Genomic DNA, 17,335 nt, shown 5'->3' on the forward strand with positions numbered 1-17,335 from the left:
CAATTAACCCAACCGTTTGGGGGCTTACGTGGCAGACGTCCAATCCATCAATTCGACCGTGAGCGGCGCGAATGGCCGCCGCGATGCAGGACAGGCCGACGCAGGCGGTCAGGAATTCCTGGTCTTCACGCTCGGCGCGGAAGAATACGGCATCGACATCCTGAAGGTTCAGGAGATCCGCGGCTACGACAACGTCACGCGCATCGCGAACGCGCCCGAGTTCATCAAGGGCGTGATCAATCTGCGCGGCATCATCGTGCCGATCGTCGACATGCGTATCAAGTTTCATCTGGGCCGCGTCGAGTACGACCACCAGACCGTCGTGATCATCCTGAACGTCGCGCATCGCGTGGTCGGCATGGTGGTCGACGGTGTGTCGGACGTGCTCACGCTCGCAACCGACCAGATCATGCCCGCACCGGAATTCGGCGCGACGCTGACCACCGAGTATCTGACCGGCCTCGGCACGGTCGACGGCCGCATGCTGATCCTGATGGACATCGAAAAGCTGATGACCAGCCGGGAAATGGCGCTGATCGAGACGCTCGCGAAGTAAGCCGGGCGAGCATACGTACTTAGACAGGCAAAACGGGAGAACAGACGATGCTGGGCAAGTTGTCGATCCGCACCTCGCTGACAGCGGTGGGCGCCCTTCTGGTTGCGCTGACCGTGGTGGTCGGCGCACTCGGGCTGGCGGCGCTGAATCGTGCGAGCCAGTCGCTTGACTCGATCGCCAGTGGCGATCTGGTGGCGATTCACGCGCTCGACGACACGGCGTCGTACATGCTGCGCTCGCGCATTTCGCTGAACCGCTTCGAGGCGCTCACGGCAGCCGGCAACGCGGACGAAGCGAAGAAGGCGTTCGAGCGCGCGCAGGAACTGCTCGGCAAGTCAGGCGAAGCGTGGCAGCTCTATCTCGCGGCGCCGAAGAACAACGTCGATGGGGCGCTGCTGGACGAACTGCTGGCGCGCCACACGGCGGTGATGCGTGATGGCGTCGACCCCGAATTTGCGGCCTTGCGCGCAAACGATCTCGCGGCTTACCACGCAATCGCGGACACGAAAATCAGCCCGATGTTCGTCGCGTACGACAGCGCCTCGGTGCCGGTCGTGAAGGCGCTGCAGCAGAACGCCGTCGACGGCCACGAGGCTTCGCAGGCGAACATCTCGACGATGACGGCGCTCATTATCGGCGTGACGGTGCTCGCGCTCGTCATGGTGGTGCTGATCCGCTTCGCGCTGCGCGGCCTGATCGTGAAGCCGTTGAAGGATGCCGTTGACGCGTTCGAGCGCATCGCCTCGGGCGACCTGACCGAGCGCGTCGAAGTGTTCAGCACGAACGAATTCGGCGATCTGTTCCGCGCAATCCAGCACATGCAGGAGAGCCTCGCGACGATGGTGAAGTCGGTGCACGGCAGCGCCGGCTCGATCGACACCGGCGCGCGCGAGATCGCGATAGGCAACACCGACCTGTCGCAGCGCACCGAGCAGCAGGCGGCTTCGCTGCAGGAAACCGCATCGAGCATGGAGCAGCTGACGGGCACCGTGCGCCAGAACGCCGAGAACGCGCGCCAGGCGAGCCAGCTGGCCGTCAATGCGTCCGACATCGCGACGCGCGGCGGCGACGTGGTGAGCCAGGTCGTGAGCACGATGCAGGACATCGCGACGAGTTCGAACAAGGTCGTCGACATCATCGGCGTGATCGAAGGCATTGCGTTCCAGACCAACATTCTTGCGCTGAACGCCGCGGTCGAAGCGGCGCGTGCGGGCGAACAGGGCCGCGGCTTCGCGGTCGTCGCGGGCGAAGTGCGCAGTCTCGCGCAACGCAGCGCGAGCGCGGCGAAGGAAATCAAGGAACTGATCGGCACGTCCGCCGACAAGGTTCAGAGCGGCTCGGTGCTGGTCGGCCGTGCCGGTACGACGATGGACGAGATCGTGCAGGCCGTGCGCCGCGTGACCGACATCATGGGCGAGATCAGTGCGGCGTCGGAAGAGCAGTCGACCGGCATCGAGCAGGTCAACCGCGCCGTCGTGCAGATGGACGAAGTGACGCAACAGAACGCGGCGCTCGTCGAAGAAGCAGCGGCCGCCGCCGCATCGCTCGAAGAACAGACGCGCCAGTTGCAGACCGTGGTCGGCGGCTGGCGGGTAGCGGGCGGCGTGCAGGAGCAGCAGCGCAGCGTCGCGCGCGCGCAGCGTGCGCGTGCGCCGGTCACGCCGGCGGCGAAGCCCGCAGGGCAGGCCGCACCGGCGACGCCTTCGGCCGCTTCGGCCCAGGCAGCGCACGCAGCACCGGCAGCGCAGGCAGCAAAAGCACCGGCAGCAAAGGCGCCGGCAGCGCCGGCCGCAGCGGCACCGCTCCTGAGGCCCGAGCCTGCGGCACTCCGCTCCGACGCCCCGGTAAAGCAGAAAAAGACATCAGCAGGCACAGGTGAACCGGCAGCGCGCCCGGCTCCGCCGGCGTCCAGCACAGCCGGCCCGGATGCCGACTGGGAAACGTTCTAGGAAATTGGCGGTCAGGCATGATGGCAACGCGCGCAGAGCCGCGGCCCGAAAGGGCCGACGCAGTTCGCTCAGGTGATCAGGGACGTGATTTCGAGTTCACATCGGCGGATTTCGCACGTATTCGCGAACTGATTCACCGCAGCGCGGGGATTTCGCTGTCGGACCACAAGCGGGACATGGCATACAGCCGCCTCGCGCGGCGCCTGCGCGCCCGCGGCCTGGAAACCTTCAAGTCGTATCTTGACCTGCTCGAATCCGCCAACGATCCGGCCGAGTGGGAAGCGTTCACGAACGCGCTCACCACGAACCTGACGGCGTTTTTCCGCGAGGCACACCACTTCCCGATCCTTGCCGAATTCGTGAAGAAGCGCAGCTCGCCGGTATCCGTGTGGTGCTCGGCAGCGTCCACCGGCGAAGAGCCGTATTCGATCGCGATGACGCTGATCGAGGCGCTCGGCGACAGCGCGGCACGCAGCGCGACCGTGCTCGCCACCGACATCGACACGCAGGTGCTCGCCAAAGCCGAAGCCGGCACGTACCAGTTCGACCAGGTCAAGCATCTGTCGCCGGAGCGGTTGAAGCGTTTCTTTTTGCGCGGCACCGGCGCGCACGCCGGCATGGTGAAGGTGCGCCCCGAGGTGCGCGCGATGGTCCGCTTCGCGCAGCTCAACCTGACCGACCGTGACTACGCGTTGCGCTCCCAGTTCGACGCAATCTTTTGCCGCAACGTCATGATCTATTTCGACAAGCCGACGCAGTCACACGTGCTGTCGCGCTTCGAGCCGCTCGTCAAGCCCGGCGGCCTGCTGTTCGCCGGCCACTCCGAAAATTTCACGTACGTGACGCAGGCATTCAGGCTGCGCGGCCAGACCGTCTACGAACTGACGCGCGACGCCAGCGGCACGCGCGGCACGTCCCGCGCCTCATCGGGCATCGGCGCGCCGGCGATGGGTGAGGTCAGCGTATGAGCAGCACTCTGCCGATTGCGAACAATCTCTATTTCGACAATCACTTCAAGCGTCCCGGCGTCAAACTGCTGCCGAACGAGTTCTACACGACGTCCGAAGACATGGTGCTCGTCACCGTGCTCGGTTCGTGCGTGGCGGCGTGCATCCAGGATCGTACGGCGGGCATCGGCGGCATGAATCATTTCATGCTGCCCGACGACGGCGCCGATGTCGTCCAGGCCGCGTCGGATTCGATGCGCTACGGCGCGTACGCGATGGAAGTGCTGATCAACGAACTCATCAAGGCGGGCGGGCGGCGCGAACGCTTCGAAGCCAAGGTGTTCGGCGGCGCGGCCGTGCTCGCCGGCATGACGACGATGAACATCGGCGACCGCAACTCGGAGTTCGTGCGCCGTTATCTCGCGCTCGAAAAAATCCGCATCGTCGCCGAGGACCTGCAGGGCGGCCACCCGCGCAAGGTGGCATTCATGCCGCGCACGGGCCAGGTGATGGTGAAGAAGCTGCGTCTGCAACAGGATCAGGGGGTCGCCGAGCGCGAGCAGGCGCTCGCCCGGCCGACCGCCGAAGCGCGCGCCGAACGGCTCGCGCGGGCACGCGAGCGGGTCGAACTCTTTGCGCCGCCGACTGGCAGGCCGCGCATCGAACTCTTTGGCTCGAATCCGGCAGCAGGTACAGCATCTGCCGCCCAGCGGGCCGCCACGCCGGCGAAGCCGCGTATCGAACTGTCTGGCGCCACGCGCCCGACTATCCAGAACAACGCCAGGACCGTAGAGGAGGCGTGACAGCCGTGCAAAAAATCAAGGTATTGTGTGTCGACGATTCAGCGCTGATCCGCAGCCTGATGACTGAAATCATCAATGGCCAGCCGGACATGACGGTCGTCGCGACCGCGCCGGATCCACTCGTCGCGCGTGAGCTCATCAAGCAGCACAACCCGGATGTGCTGACGCTCGACGTCGAAATGCCGCGCATGGACGGTCTCGACTTCCTCGAGAAGCTGATGCGCCTGCGGCCGATGCCGGTCGTGATGGTGTCGTCGCTGACCGAGCGCGGCTCGGAAATCACGCTGCGCGCGCTCGAACTCGGCGCGGTCGATTTCGTGACGAAGCCGCGCGTCGGCATTCGCGACGGCATGCTCGACTACGCCGAAAAGCTCGCCGACAAGGTGCGTGCCGCGGCCCGCGCCCGCGTGCGCCAGGCCGCGCCCGCGCCGCAACCCGGTGCGCCCGCACACGCGCCGGCCGCCCCCGCGCCGCTCTTCAACAATCCGCTCGTGTCGACCGAAAAGCTGATCATCGTCGGCGCATCGACGGGCGGTACCGAAGCGATCCGCGAAGTGCTCGTACCGTTGCCGCCGGACGCGCCCGCTGTGTTGATCGCGCAACACATGCCGCCGGGATTTACAAAATCTTTTGCGCAACGGCTCAATGGTTTGTGCCGGATTACCGTTAAAGAAGCTGAGCACGGCGAACGCGTGCTGCCAGGGCACGCTTATATCGCGCCGGGCCACGCTCACCTCTTGCTGGCAAGGAGCGGTGCGAACTATATTGCTCACCTGTCCGACGAGCCGCCGGTGAACCGGCACCGTCCGTCGGTCGATGTGCTGTTCCGCTCGGCCGCGCAGCATGCGGGCAAGAACGCGCTCGGCGTGATCCTGACCGGTATGGGACGCGACGGTGCAGCAGGACTGCTGGATATGAAAAAGGCGGGCGCATACACGCTCGCTCAGGATGAGGCGAGTTGTATTGTGTTCGGGATGCCGCGCGAAGCCATTGCAATGGGCGCCGCGGATGAAATTGCATCGCTTTCCGATATGAGCCGGCGCGTGATGGCCCGTCTTGCGTCGATGGGCGACCGCGTACAGCGGGTATGATGCCGGCCGGGAACTGAACGAACAGGCGGACGCTCGCCGCACCTTCGAAGACATGGGAAAAGGGAATTGAAATGGACAAGGGAATGAAAATTCTGGTGGTGGACGACTTTCCGACGATGCGCCGGATCGTTCGCAACCTGCTGAAGGAACTGGGCTATTCGAACGTCGACGAGGCGGAAGATGGCGCGGTCGGGCTGTCGCGTCTGCGTAGCGGCCGCTATGACTTCGTGATCTCCGACTGGAACATGCCGAACCTCGACGGCCTCGCGATGCTGAAGGAAATCCGCGCCGACGCGAACCTGACGCACCTGCCGGTGCTGATGGTGACGGCGGAATCAAAGAAGGAAAACATCATCGCGGCGGCGCAGGCCGGTGCGAGCGGCTACGTGGTCAAGCCGTTCACGGCGGTGACGCTCGACGAGAAGCTCAACAAGATTCTCGAGAAAATGGCGAAGACGGGGAGCTGATTGTGACTGAGCCGACCGACGCGCAAGACGCCGATTCGCGGGACGACGGTAACGATCTCACGACCGACCGGATTCTCGCCCGCATCGGGCAACTGACGCGCAACCTGCGCGATTCGATGCGCGAACTGGGGCTCGACAAGCATGTCGAGCGCGCGGCAGAAGCCGTGCCGGACGCGCGCGACCGTCTGAAGTACGTTGCGACGATGACGGAGCAGGCCGCCGAACGCGTCCTGACCGCCATTGAAATCGCCAAGCCGGTGCAGGAGCAGTTGCAGAAAGACGCTGCCGTGCTGGAGTCGCGCTGGGACGAATGGTACGCCGCGCCCATCGAGCGCGAGGAAGTGCGCGCGCTGATGAGCGACACGCGCCTCTTCCTGAAGAACCTGCCCGATTCGACGACCGCGACGAGCTCGCAACTCCTCGAAATCATGCTCGCCCAGGATTTCCAGGATCTGACGGGTCAGGTCATCAAGAAGATCATGGACGTCGTGTACCTGATCGAGCAGCAACTGCTTGGCGTGCTGGTCGAGAACATCGCGCCGGAACGTCGCGAGCAGTTCGCGGCGACCGCGGCAGCGCTGGTGGCGTCCGAATCGATCTCGCCGACCGGCAGCCCGGAGGGCCTCCTCAACGGGCCGCAGATCAACCCCGAAGGCAAGGCCGACGTCGTGCAGGATCAGGCGCAGGTCGACGATCTGCTCGCGAGCCTCGGGTTTTAACGCAACGGCGTGGCGGCGCGCAGCGTAACGCGTGCCGGTTCGAGGTAGCGCGCGTTGCCGTCACGCGGCGTTTCGTAACGCGCCGTGACCTGAAGCAAGCCTGTCGCCACGGCAGAGATGGCTCTTTGAAATAATCCGCAGGCATACTACGGGCACAGGACGCTGTATGCCCGCATCACCCGGATCGCGGCGCATCGGCGGGCCAGTTCCAGAACTGCCGGTTCGCTGTCGTGCGAACCCGGCGGTCACTGCCAGGGGAGCCCGGGAATGTCGAAATCGAGTCGCCTCGCGCGCGTCGTTACGCTGACGTCGCTCGGATTGTGCTGTGCGTTGACCATGACCGCCCCTGCCGAGGCAGGGCTCGGCGGCAGCCCGATGACACCGCCCGCGGGGGCTTCCACCTCGTCGCGCGTCGTGCAGGGTTCGAGCGCTGTTTCCCGCGCCGCTTCCACTGCTTCTTCTGCTTCACTCTCCCAGTCTGCTCCCGCCAGCTACACCGTTCGCGAGACGACGTTCGGCTCCGGCACCGTCGTGCACGAGTACGTGTCGTCGGCGGGGACGGTGTTCGGCATCGCGTGGCAGGGCCCGCAGATGCCCGATCTCGCCGACCTGCTCGGCAGCTACTTCCCGCAATACGTCGCCGCCGAGCAAGCCGCGCGTGCGGCGCTTGGCCGGCGCGGCGTGAGCGCCGTCACCCAGGACACGCTGGTGGTGCGCTCCGGCGGTCATATGGGCGCGTTCGCGGGCGTCGCATGGCTGCCGCAGGCGCTGCCGGCGGGCGTCAGCGGCCAGGACATCCAGTGATCCCTTGACCACCAGGAGACGAAGCGTGCAAATCACAATGAAGCTCAAGGGATGGATGCAGGTTGCGGCGGTGGTCTTCGTGACCTCGCTCGTGGCGGCATGCGGCGGCGGAGGCGGCGACAACGGCACTAGCAACTCAGATAACAGCGGCATCAACTCGCTGCCGGCTGGCCCGACGCAGCAGCCCATCGCGGCAGGGGCGGCGAACACGGTGGCGATCACCGTGGACAAGGGGCTGAAAAACGTCATCAATATTCCCACCGTGAGCGTGCGCGTCTGCGCGCCGGGCACGGCGAACTGCCAGGTCATCGATCACGTGCAGCTCGATACGGGCTCGTACGGGCTGCGGATCGTGAGCACCGCGCTCAATGGGACGCTGGGGCCGGCGCTGCCGGTCACGACGGTCAACGGCTCGCAGAAGCTGGCTGAGTGCACGAGTTTCGCGGACGGCGTCACGTGGGGCTCCGTGCGTACCGCCGACGTGACGATCGGCCAGAAGCAGGCGACGAACCTGCCGATCCAGATCATCGGCGATATGCCGGCGGCTTCCCAGCCCGCGTCGTGCAGCGGCGTGCCGGAGAACACTGTCGACGACCTGCGCGTGAACGGCATCCTCGGCGTCGGCGTGATGCTGAACGACTGTGGCACGGCCTGTTCGAACCCGTCGCAGGCGCCGACCTCCAGCAACTACTATGGGTGCACCGGTAACGCGTGCACGCGCACGGTTGCCGCAACCAACGTGCAGGTGAGCAACCCCGTGCCGCTATTTTCCGGCGACAACAACGGGCTGATCGTGCAGTTGCCGCCGGTGTCGAATACCGGCGCGGCGTCGGCGCAGGGCACGCTCGTGTTCGGCATCAACACGCAGTCGAACAACGCGCTCGCCGCTTCGCAGACGTTCCTCTCCGACCCGGCGGGCGACCTGACGAGCAGTACGTTCAACGGCAAGCCCGCGACCGCGCTCTTCGATACGGGCTCGAACGGCTACTTTTTCGACGATTCGACGCTGCCCGCCTGCGGCGGCAACCAGCCGGGCTTCTACTGCCCGCCGACCGCGCAGACGCGGCCGTTCACGGTAAAGGGTGTTGGCAGCGCGACCGCGACGGTCAACATGAACGTCGTCAGCGTGGCGACGCTCGTCGCGAGCGGCACCAACTTCGCGTTCAACGACGTAGCCGGCGAAGGCATCCGGACCGGCTGGGTCGATCTCGGGCTGCCGTTTTTCTTCGGCCGGTATGTGTACTACGGCATGGACCTGCGCGCGACCACCGGTCAGGCGCCGTTTATCGCGTTCTGACCGGGCGGCCGGTTCCGCCTCGCGCGTAGCCGCACGGTCCTGGGTCTTGAGGGTCTACTACGCCGCCCGCCTTTGCGACCCCGGAGGGGCGGCCAGTTCATCCCCCGAAATGCCCCCCTTTCCCCGGCTTTATCCGCCGATCATCGCTCGACTTCTGCAGGAATAATCGCTCTCACTGAAAAAGGGCATGGTGCCCCGATCATCTGGAGAGCGCGTTGGCAGAGGATAGCGACCTCGATAAAACCGAATCAGCCACTCCCCGGCGCATTGAGAAGGCGCGGGAGGAGGGGCAGGTTGCGCGTTCCCGGGAGCTTTCGACCTTTGCGCTACTGTCGGCGGGCTTTTTCGGCACGTGGGCGATGTCCGGTTCGATCGGCGGGCACGTCCAGAACATGCTGCGCACCGCCTTGAAGTTCGACCATGCGACCGTCTTCGAAACCCGCAGCATGTTGATCGGCGCGGGCGTCGTGGGCCGCGAAGGCCTTTTCGTGCTGTTTCCGATTCTCGCGCTGACGGGCGCGGCCGCGCTGCTCGCGCCGCTCGCGCTCGGCGGCTGGATGATCTCGACGAAATCCTGGGAGCCGAGGTTCAGCCGGCTCAACCCGATCGCGGGCCTTGGACGCATGTTCTCGATCAATGGTCCGATCCAGCTCGGCATGTCGTTCGCGAAGACGCTGGTGGTCGGCATCATCGGCGCGACGGCGATCTGGAATCGCCGCGAAGAGATTCTCGCGCTCGGCATGCAGCCGATGAATGAAGCGTTTGCCAACGCGGTTCATCTGACCGGCGTGTGCTGTGGCATGACGGTGGCCGGCATGGCGCTTGTCGCCGGGCTCGACGTGCCATACCAGCTCTGGTCGTATCACAAGAAGTTGCGCATGACGAAGGACGAAGTGAAACGCGAACACCGCGAAAACGAAGGCGATCCGCACGTGAAGGGCCGCATCCGCCAGCAGCAGCGCGCGATCGCGCGTCGCCGGATGATGTCGGAAGTGCCGAAGGCGGACGTCGTCGTGACCAACCCGACGCACTTCGCCGTCGCATTGCAGTACACGGACGGCGAGATGCGCGCGCCGAAGGTCATCGCGAAAGGCGTGAACCTCGTGGCGGCACGCATCCGCGAGCTGGCCGTCGAAAACAACGTGCCGTTGCTCGAAGCGCCGCCGCTCGCGCGGGCGCTGTATCACAACGTCGAGCTGAACCGCGAGATTCCGGGCACGCTCTACGGCGCAGTCGCCGAAGTGCTCGCGTGGGTCTACCAGCTCAAACGGTTCAGGGACGAAGGCGGCGAAAAGCCGGTCGCACCCACCGAGTTCGACGTGCCCGCCGAACTCGACAAAGGCGGTGTCGCCGACGAAGAAGCCACACAGGAAGCCGCCGACGCACTCGGCGATGAAAACGAAGGCAAGGGAGCCTCAGCATGAACGCACGGGTAGGGTTCCTTTCACGACGGCCGGACGCACTGAGCGGCACGAATCTGCGGGCGCTGGCAGGGCCGCTGCTGATCGTCATGATCCTCGGCATGATGATCCTGCCGCTGCCGCCGTTCCTGCTGGATCTGCTGTTCACCTTCAACATCGCGCTTTCGGTGATGGTGCTGCTCGTCAGCATGTACACGATGAAGCCGCTCGATTTCGCGGCGTTCCCGAGCGTGCTGCTGTTCTCCACGCTGCTGCGGCTCTCGCTGAACGTGGCGTCCACGCGGGTTGTGCTGCTCGAAGGCCATACCGGCCCGGACGCGGCCGGCCAGGTGATCGAGTCGTTCGGTCACTTCCTCGTGGGCGGCAACTTCGCGGTCGGTATCGTCGTCTTCATTATTTTGATGGTCATCAACTTCATGGTGATCACGAAGGGTGCGGGGCGGATCGCGGAAGTGTCCGCGCGCTTCACGCTCGATGCGATGCCAGGCAAGCAGATGGCGATCGACGCCGACCTGAACGCCGGCCTCATCAACGAAGACCAGGCGCGTAAGCGCCGCTCGGAAATCTCGCAGGAAGCCGAGTTCTACGGTTCGATGGACGGCGCGAGCAAGTTCGTGCGCGGCGATGCGATCGCCGGTCTGCTGATCATGGTGATCAACATCTTCGGCGGGTTGATCGTGGGCGTCGCGCAGCACGGCATGGACTTCGCATCCGCAGGCAAGGTCTACACACTGCTGACGATCGGTGACGGCCTCGTCGCGCAGATTCCATCGCTCGTGATTTCGACAGCAGCCGGTGTGATTGTCTCGCGCGTCGCGACCAACGAAGACATCGGCACGCAGCTGACCGGCCAGCTTTTCACGAATCCGCGCGTACTGATCATCACGGGCGCGATTCTCGTGCTGATGGGCCTGATTCCGGGCATGCCGCACTTCGCGTTTCTGCTGCTCGGCGGCGGCCTCATCCAGCTTGGTCGCACGATGAAGAAGCGTGCGGCGCAAAGCAAGACGGCCGCGGCGCTCGTCAACGTCGCGCCGGCTGCGCTCACGCCGTCGGAATCCACGGAAGCAAGCTGGGACGACGTGACGATGATCGACACGCTCGGTCTGGAAGTCGGTTACCGGCTGATTCCGCTTGTCGACAAGAATTCCGACGGCGAACTGCTCAAGCGGATCAAGAGCATCCGCAAGAAATTCGCGCAGGAAATCGGCTTTCTACCGCCGGTCATCCACATTCGAGACAACCTGGAATTGCGGCCGAACGGCTACCGGATCGCGCTGAAGGGCGTAGAAGTAGGTGTCGGCGAGGCGTATCCGGGCCAGTGGCTCGCGATCAACCCGGGTCAGGTGACGGCCGCGCTGCCGGGCACGCCGACGCAGGATCCGGCCTTCGGTCTGCCGGCCATCTGGATCGATACGAATTTGCGCGAACAGGCGCAGGTGTACGGCTACACGGTGGTCGATTCGAGCACGGTCGTCGCAACGCACCTGAATCACCTCGTGGTGACGCACGCGTCGGAACTGCTCGGCCGTCAGGAAGTGCAGTCGCTCATCGAGCGGATGCAGAAAGACACGCCTTCGCTCGTCGACGATCTGGTGCCGAAAATCCTGCCGCTCACCACACTCCAGAAGGTGCTGCAAAACCTGCTGGAAGAAGGCGTGCCGATCCGCGACCTGCGCACGATTCTGGAGTCGCTCGCCGAACATGCGCCGAAGATCACGGATGCGCACGATCTCACGGCGGCGGTGCGCCTCTCGCTCGGTCGCGCGATTACGCAGCAGTGGTTCCCGGGCAGCGGCGACATGCAGGTAATGGGCCTCGATCCGAATCTCGAACGCGTGCTGTCACAGGCGCTCGCGACCGGTGCGAATCCGGGCCTCGAACCGGGCCTCGCGAACACGCTGCTGACCGAAGTGCAGAAAGCGATGCAGCGCCAGCAGCATCTGGGTCTCGCGCCGGTATTGCTCGTGCAGCACGCGCTGCGCGCGATGCTCGCGCGTTTCCTGCGCCGCAGCCTGCCACAACTGAAGGTGCTGTCCTACGCGGAAGTGCCCGATACGCGGCATGTGCGCGTCGCGAATGTGATCGGCGCCTGAGCGGCACGAACTTCTTCCCGGCTGGATCTTCTGGCCGTCCTGCCGCGCCGCTGGTTTGCAACCAGCGGCCTGCGCGCCCTTCGATTCCCCGTTCCCGTTGTGTTTCGCGCTGATTGCGGCCCGCAATCGCATCTATTCGCACATATTCGCGCGTATGAATCGCGCGCAAACGTGTGCCAGCGCCTGGTGCGACGCGCGCCTAATGCGCGAATTGCCCGCCTTTCCCGGTCTTTATCCACCGATGGGCGCTGGACTTAATTCGCAATAATCAGCCTCAATGGGAAGCGGTATGTTGCCGGTCCGTGACGCTCATCGGGAGTCAAGCTTGAACATTCGTAAATTTGTCGGCGCAACGAGCCGTGACGCGCTGCGTCTCGTTCGTGAAGCACTGGGCTCCGATGCAGTCGTCCTGTCGAATCGCACGATCGAAGACGGCACGGTCGAAATCGTCGCGCTTGCCGACAGTGACCTCGCCGCGATTTCTCCCCCGCAGCAAGCCGCCGAGAGCGTCGGTTCCGGAACGTCGTTCGGCGCTGGCAACAGTGCTAACGGCAGCTTTGGCCCCGGACTGAATGGTGGCGCAGGATTTTCTGGCGCAAACACCGCTTCCGCCTCGAACGGCAACGCGACGATGAGCACGGGTTTTGGCGGCGCGCCGGCACGTTCATCGGCCACGGTGCCCTCGATGGCCGTGAACCCGTACGCGAGCGGCATGCCGGATGTGTTCTCATCGGTGTTCGGCGCAAGTCCGGAAGCCGGCGCAGGCGCCGAGCGCGCCATCGCGACGGTCAGCGAAAACGAATCGAAGGAAGGCAACGCGCTTGCAGGCAACGCGAACGGCGCGACATCCGGTACGCGCGCGACGGATGAGGCGCGCATCGAGATCCGTGCGGAAGCGCGTCTCGAAAGCCGCCTCGACACGCGCGCCGATGGCCGCGCTTCAGGTCGCCCGGAAAGCCGCATCGAAGCCCGTCCGGATATGCCCGCACCGCCGTCCGCCATGACCCCGCTCGCCGCGATCGCCGAGGCGCCGGGCCGTCAACGCACGATGGTCGAAACGAATCCCTGGCTGATCGATCATGCGCGCCGCATCGCTGCAGCGGATGTCGCGCACACCGCGAAGCCGGTCATGACGCCTGCTGCCGCGATGGCGCGCGGTCTGGGTGCGCCGGTGGATGCGTCGTCTTCGATCGACGATCCGGCCACGCCCGAATGGGCGCGCGAAGGGGCAGAAATCGCTGCGCGCCGCGCTGCGCAACGCAATGCGCCGGCCCAGAGCGACGCGAAGGGCGGCGCGAATCCGCTCGCCGGTTTGCCTGCGGGCGCGGCGGCCGCCGTGACCGACGGCATCAAGGCGCGCATGGAGCAGATCGTCAACGAAACGGTGATGCACGAACTCGCGTCGATCCGCGGCATGATGGAAGAGCAGTTCACGGGCCTCCTGTGGGCCGACCGTCAGCGCCGCAACCCGACGCAGGCCGCGCTGACCAAGCATCTCTTCGCAGCCGGTTTCTCGGCGCAACTCGTGAAGATGATGGTCGAGAACCTGCCGGAGGTCGACAGCATGGACGCCGGCATGGAGTGGGTGCACTCGGTGCTCGGTGCAAACCTGCCGGTGATCGAGAACGAAGACGCGCTGATGGAGCGCGGCGGTGTGTTCGCACTGACGGGCCCGACGGGCGTCGGCAAGACAACCACGACGGCGAAGCTCGCGGCGCGCTGCGTGATGCGCTTCGGCGCCAGCAAGGTGGCGCTCCTGACGACCGACAGCTACCGGATCGGTGGCCATGAACAGCTGCGCATTTTCGGCAAGATCCTCGGTGTCTCGGTGCATGCGGTGAAAGACGGCGCGGACCTGCAACTCGCGCTCAACGAACTGCGCAACAAGCACATCGTGCTGATCGACACGATCGGCATGAGCCAGCGCGACCGCTCGGTGTCGGACCAGATCGCCATGCTGTGCGGCACGGGCCAGCCGGTCCAGCGTCTGCTGCTGCTGAACGCAACGAGCCACGGCGACACGCTCAACGAAGTGGTCCAGGCCTACCAGAAGTCGCCGGACAACCAGGCGCTCGCGGGCTGCATCCTGACCAAGCTCGATGAAGCGACGAATCTCGGCAGCGTGCTCGACACGGTGATCCGCTACAAGCTGCCGGTGCACTACGTGTCGACCGGACAGAAGGTGCCGGAAAACCTCTACGTCGCGACGAAGAAATTCCTGATCAAAAGTGCGTTCTGTATTCCGCGCGACGGCTCGCCGTTCGTGCCACAGGACGACGATATCCCAGCGCTGCTCTCGGCACTGTCGGCGCGTGCGACGGCCGACCTGCACGAGGTTCGCTTTGGATAAGTTCGTACTCGATCAGGCGGAAGGTTTGCGTCGTCTGCTCAACCGGTCGGGTTCGCGCGTGGTTGCAGTCACGGGTGGCTCGTCCGGTGCCGGTTGCACGACCACGGTGGTGAATCTCGCGGCTGCGCTCGCGGAACTGGGTCGCGAAGTCCTCGTGATTGATGAACGTTTTGGCAAGAACTCGGTAAACGGCATGCTCGGCGGCGTGCGCGGCGCGGGCAATTTCACGGCGGTCGTGCGCGGCGAGATGGCGCTCGCGGAAGCCGTCGGCCGGCACGCGCTCGGTTTTGGCGTGATCGTCGCTTCGCGCGGCAATCGCGAAGGCTGCACGCCGGAACAACTGGCGCTGCTGCTCGCCGGACCCGCCGATATCGTGCTGATCGACGCGGAGCTTGATCGCGATGGCGCGCTGTCGTCGCTTGCGATGCAGGCCAACGATGTCCTGATCGTCTCACGCATCGACGCGCAGGCGATCACCGATGCGTATGCGTGCATGAAACGCCTGCACTTCGCGCACGCGATTCCGCAGTTTCGTGTGCTGCTGAATCACGTCCAGAGCGCGGCGGACGCGCATGGCGCGTTTGAAAACCTGGCGGGTGTGGCGGGACGGTATCTGACCGTCGCGCTGGAAGAAGCCGGGTGTGTGGCGGCTGACCCGCGCATGGCGCGGGCCGTGGAGTTGTCGCGCTGCGTCGTCGATGCGTTTCCGTCGACACCGGCTGCGCGCGACTACCGGCACGTCGCCGGAGAACTGCAGTACTGGCCGATGCGGCCAGCGATGTCGTCACGGACGCCGGGGCTGGCTTCCGCGACAGTAACAGCGGCGAAGCACGCCGACCAACCGTCTGCGCAGCACGCCTGAGAGGCGGAGCGCGGAGACAAGGGGAGCACGATGTACAACGCTCAGGGAAAGATCTCCCAGGCCGACGTCCTGGCAAAATACGCACCGCTGGTGCGGCGCCTCGGCCTGCAGCTCGTCGCCAAGATGCCGGCGAGCGTCGATCTCGACGACCTGATCCAGGCCGGCATGATCGGCCTGCTGGATGCGGCTAGCCGGTACAAGGAAGATCAGGGCGCGCAGTTCGAAACCTATGCCAGCCAGCGGATTCGCGGCGCGATGCTCGACGAGCTGCGCAGCAACGACTGGTTGCCGCGCAGCCTGCGCCGCACGTCGCGCGAGGTGGAAACGGCCGTGCACAAGGTCGAACAGAATCTGGGCCGCTCGGCGAGCGAGACCGAGATCGCCGATCACCTGAAGATGCCGCTCGACGAATATCAGTCGATGCTGCAGGACCTGCACGGCAGCCAGCTGATCTATTACGAGGATTTCGATCGCTCGGCCGACGATGAGCCGTTCCTCGACCGCTACTGCGTCGATCATTCGGACCCGCTGTCGGCGCTGCTCGACGACAGCCTGCGCTCGGCGCTGGTCGAAGCCATCGACCGTCTGCCGGAACGCGAAAAGCTGCTGATGTCGCTGTACTACGAGCGCGGGCTGAACCTGCGCGAGATCGGCGCGGTGATGGAGGTCAGCGAATCGCGGGTGTGCCAGCTGCACAGCCAGGCGGTCGCGCGACTGCGCACACGGCTGCGCGAAATGGCGTGGGCGGGGGCGGAAGCAGGTTGATATCAGCCGGTTCCACGGCTTTGCCCTTGGCAGGATGTAACGCGGCGCTCCGGGCGCCGCGTTGCGTTTTCAGTCGGAGGTTCTGCACGGCCCGCTGAAGTCCGGCGGGCGGGATGTCGAAGTGGCTCACACTGCGCATCGACCGCAAAGGTCGCGCTCAAACGAAAACCGGCAGCACAAGGCTGCCGGTTAGCGCAAACGCCACGCATCGCGCGTGGCGCAAATCCAGAGATTCAGAAAGCGAGGCGGATGTTGCGGGCTTACAGCCCGTTGCTCGCCGGAATGCGTCCGTCCGCGCCGTAGAACCCGACGCGCTCGGTTCTCACCGCGATGTTGAGTGCTTCGAGCGCGCGCTGGTTGTAGTCCATCCGCGTGCGGATCAGCGAGCCGTTCAGGGTGTTCGAGCGGCGCGCGCGTTCGGCGGCCTGCTGCAGCAGCGACCATTGCGCGGCGAGACGCGCATCGGTGCCGGCGGCGAGTTCCATCCCCTGCCAGCCGGCCGGAAATCCGAGCTCAGCCAGTTGCGCGTCGCGCAATTGTTCCAGTGTGGAGAGTTTGCCGACCAGTTCGGTCTTCTTTTCGACGATAGGCGGGAGCGTTTCAAGCGGCTCAACCGCGGTGAGGGCCTTTTCTTCCAGGGCGAGAACCGAGGCAAAAGCTTCGACGGTCGAATATTCGTCGATGACAGTAGAAAGCAGGGCGTCTTTCATCACAACTCGCTAGACACGCTGGTCCGCGCGTTGCACGCGGACCCAGTTTGACAAACGCCGCCCGGCACGCGGCGCACCATGCACCGGTGCGTCAATCAGTTGCCGGCCGACGGGCTCTTCTTTTGCAACAGGTTGCGCGCCGTTTCCAGCACGCCATCGGCAATCTTGCCGGTGTCGATCTTCAGCGTGCCGTCCTTGATCGCCTGACGGATCGACTCGACGTTCGCCGTATCGATGTCAGCCGAGCCAGAAGTGGCAAGGCCGTGCAGATGGGCTGCGAGCCCCGACAGGCTGACGCTTGCGTCGCCCGACGTGCTGCCTGCGCCCGCCGCAGCTGCTGCACCCGCAGCCGTTGTGCCCGCGCTCGCCGGAGCGGCATCGCCGCCTTGCTGCGCACGCTGCACGGCGTCTTTCAACGCCGGCAGACCTGAATTGGATGTGGAATCGACTTTCACGATTGGCTTCCTGAACGATTTGAATCTAATAACGGCATTCGCA

General features: G+C 65.1%; 16 protein-coding genes. 14 read left to right on the forward strand and 2 right to left on the reverse strand.

The window, feature by feature from the left end:
* Positions 1–28 precede the first annotated feature (28 nt).
* From cheW to LPA36_RS19350, 14 genes are all read left to right on the forward strand, one after another.
* Positions 29–556 carry a chemotaxis protein CheW gene (cheW, locus tag LPA36_RS19285; protein ID WP_228880086.1) on the forward strand — a complete coding sequence of 176 codons (528 nt, stop codon included), beginning with the start codon at positions 29–31 and terminating at the stop codon, positions 554–556.
* Positions 557–603: 47 nt separating this feature from the next.
* Positions 604–2,505, forward strand: coding sequence for a methyl-accepting chemotaxis protein (locus LPA36_RS19290; RefSeq protein WP_228880088.1), 1,902 nt, complete (start codon positions 604–606; stop codon positions 2,503–2,505).
* A 17-nt stretch (positions 2,506–2,522) separates the two neighbouring features.
* On the forward strand, positions 2,523–3,473 hold the full coding sequence (locus LPA36_RS19295) for a CheR family methyltransferase (protein WP_228880090.1): 951 nt from the start codon (positions 2,523–2,525) through the stop codon (positions 3,471–3,473).
* Positions 3,470–4,255 (forward strand): chemoreceptor glutamine deamidase CheD, encoded by a 786-nt coding sequence (gene cheD / locus LPA36_RS19300; protein ID WP_228880094.1) that lies wholly within the window; start codon positions 3,470–3,472, stop codon positions 4,253–4,255. Before LPA36_RS19295 ends, cheD begins: the two co-directional genes overlap by 4 nt.
* A 5-nt stretch (positions 4,256–4,260) precedes the next feature.
* Positions 4,261–5,346, forward strand: coding sequence for a protein-glutamate methylesterase/protein-glutamine glutaminase (locus LPA36_RS19305; RefSeq protein WP_228880096.1), 1,086 nt, complete (start codon positions 4,261–4,263; stop codon positions 5,344–5,346).
* A 71-nt stretch (positions 5,347–5,417) separates the two neighbouring features.
* A complete protein-coding gene (gene cheY / locus LPA36_RS19310) occupies positions 5,418–5,813 on the forward strand; it encodes a chemotaxis response regulator CheY (protein ID WP_090535160.1) in 396 nt (131 codons plus the stop codon).
* Positions 5,814–5,815: 2 nt separating this feature from the next.
* Positions 5,816–6,532, forward strand: coding sequence for a protein phosphatase CheZ (gene cheZ / locus LPA36_RS19315; protein ID WP_228880098.1), 717 nt, complete (start codon positions 5,816–5,818; stop codon positions 6,530–6,532).
* 267 nt (positions 6,533–6,799) lie between these two features.
* A complete protein-coding gene (locus LPA36_RS19320) occupies positions 6,800–7,336 on the forward strand; it encodes a DUF2844 domain-containing protein (RefSeq protein WP_228880101.1) in 537 nt (178 codons plus the stop codon).
* Between the two features lie 25 nt (positions 7,337–7,361).
* The gene (locus tag LPA36_RS19325) at positions 7,362–8,633 is read left to right on the forward strand and encodes a DUF3443 domain-containing protein (RefSeq protein ID WP_324250953.1); all 1,272 of its coding nucleotides are present in this window, start codon (positions 7,362–7,364) and stop codon (positions 8,631–8,633) included.
* Between the two features lie 215 nt (positions 8,634–8,848).
* Positions 8,849–10,057 (forward strand): flagellar biosynthesis protein FlhB, encoded by a 1,209-nt coding sequence (flhB, locus tag LPA36_RS19330; RefSeq protein WP_228880104.1) that lies wholly within the window; start codon positions 8,849–8,851, stop codon positions 10,055–10,057.
* Positions 10,054–12,150: a flagellar biosynthesis protein FlhA gene (flhA, locus tag LPA36_RS19335; protein ID WP_228880108.1), complete on the forward strand. Its 2,097-nt coding sequence runs from the start codon at positions 10,054–10,056 to the stop codon at positions 12,148–12,150. Before flhB ends, flhA begins: the two co-directional genes overlap by 4 nt.
* 325 nt (positions 12,151–12,475) lie before the next feature.
* Positions 12,476–14,500 carry a flagellar biosynthesis protein FlhF gene (gene flhF, locus LPA36_RS19340; RefSeq protein ID WP_228880109.1) on the forward strand — a complete coding sequence of 675 codons (2,025 nt, stop codon included), beginning with the start codon at positions 12,476–12,478 and terminating at the stop codon, positions 14,498–14,500.
* Complete coding sequence (locus LPA36_RS19345) at positions 14,493–15,362, forward strand: MinD/ParA family ATP-binding protein (RefSeq protein WP_228880120.1); 870 nt, start codon at positions 14,493–14,495, stop codon at positions 15,360–15,362. The genes flhF and LPA36_RS19345 overlap by 8 nt, the downstream gene beginning before the upstream one ends.
* Positions 15,363–15,392: 30 nt before the next feature.
* Positions 15,393–16,127 carry an RNA polymerase sigma factor FliA gene (locus LPA36_RS19350; protein WP_228880121.1) on the forward strand — a complete coding sequence of 245 codons (735 nt, stop codon included), beginning with the start codon at positions 15,393–15,395 and terminating at the stop codon, positions 16,125–16,127.
* A 260-nt stretch (positions 16,128–16,387) separates the two neighbouring features.
* On the opposite strand, the gene LPA36_RS19355 is transcribed toward LPA36_RS19350, so the two are convergent.
* The gene (locus LPA36_RS19355; RefSeq protein WP_228880122.1) at positions 16,388–16,837 is read right to left on the reverse strand and encodes a flagella synthesis protein FlgN; all 450 of its coding nucleotides are present in this window, start codon (positions 16,835–16,837) and stop codon (positions 16,388–16,390) included.
* A gap of 95 nt (positions 16,838–16,932) precedes the next feature.
* The gene (flgM, locus tag LPA36_RS19360; RefSeq protein ID WP_228880123.1) at positions 16,933–17,292 is read right to left on the reverse strand and encodes a flagellar biosynthesis anti-sigma factor FlgM; all 360 of its coding nucleotides are present in this window, start codon (positions 17,290–17,292) and stop codon (positions 16,933–16,935) included.
* Positions 17,293–17,335: the final 43 nt, after the last annotated feature.

This window comes from Paraburkholderia saeva (assembly GCF_907164555.1).
Classification (GTDB): domain Bacteria; phylum Pseudomonadota; class Gammaproteobacteria; order Burkholderiales; family Burkholderiaceae; genus Paraburkholderia; species Paraburkholderia saeva.

Excerpts from the sequence above, each read along its gene's own strand:
- cheD (WP_228880094.1), top strand. The coding sequence starts at position 3,470 with ATGAGCAGCACTCTGCCGATTGCGAACAATCTCTATTTCGACAATCAC.
- LPA36_RS19355 (WP_228880122.1), bottom strand. The coding sequence starts at position 16,837 with ATGAAAGACGCCCTGCTTTCTACTGTCATCGACGAATATTCGACCGTC.
- LPA36_RS19290 (WP_228880088.1), top strand. The coding sequence starts at position 604 with ATGCTGGGCAAGTTGTCGATCCGCACCTCGCTGACAGCGGTGGGCGCC.
- LPA36_RS19295 (WP_228880090.1), top strand. The coding sequence starts at position 2,523 with ATGATGGCAACGCGCGCAGAGCCGCGGCCCGAAAGGGCCGACGCAGTT.
- LPA36_RS19320 (WP_228880101.1), top strand. The coding sequence starts at position 6,800 with ATGTCGAAATCGAGTCGCCTCGCGCGCGTCGTTACGCTGACGTCGCTC.
- flhA (WP_228880108.1), top strand. The coding sequence starts at position 10,054 with ATGAACGCACGGGTAGGGTTCCTTTCACGACGGCCGGACGCACTGAGC.
- LPA36_RS19350 (WP_228880121.1), top strand. The coding sequence starts at position 15,393 with ATGTACAACGCTCAGGGAAAGATCTCCCAGGCCGACGTCCTGGCAAAA.
- cheY (WP_090535160.1), top strand. The coding sequence starts at position 5,418 with ATGGACAAGGGAATGAAAATTCTGGTGGTGGACGACTTTCCGACGATG.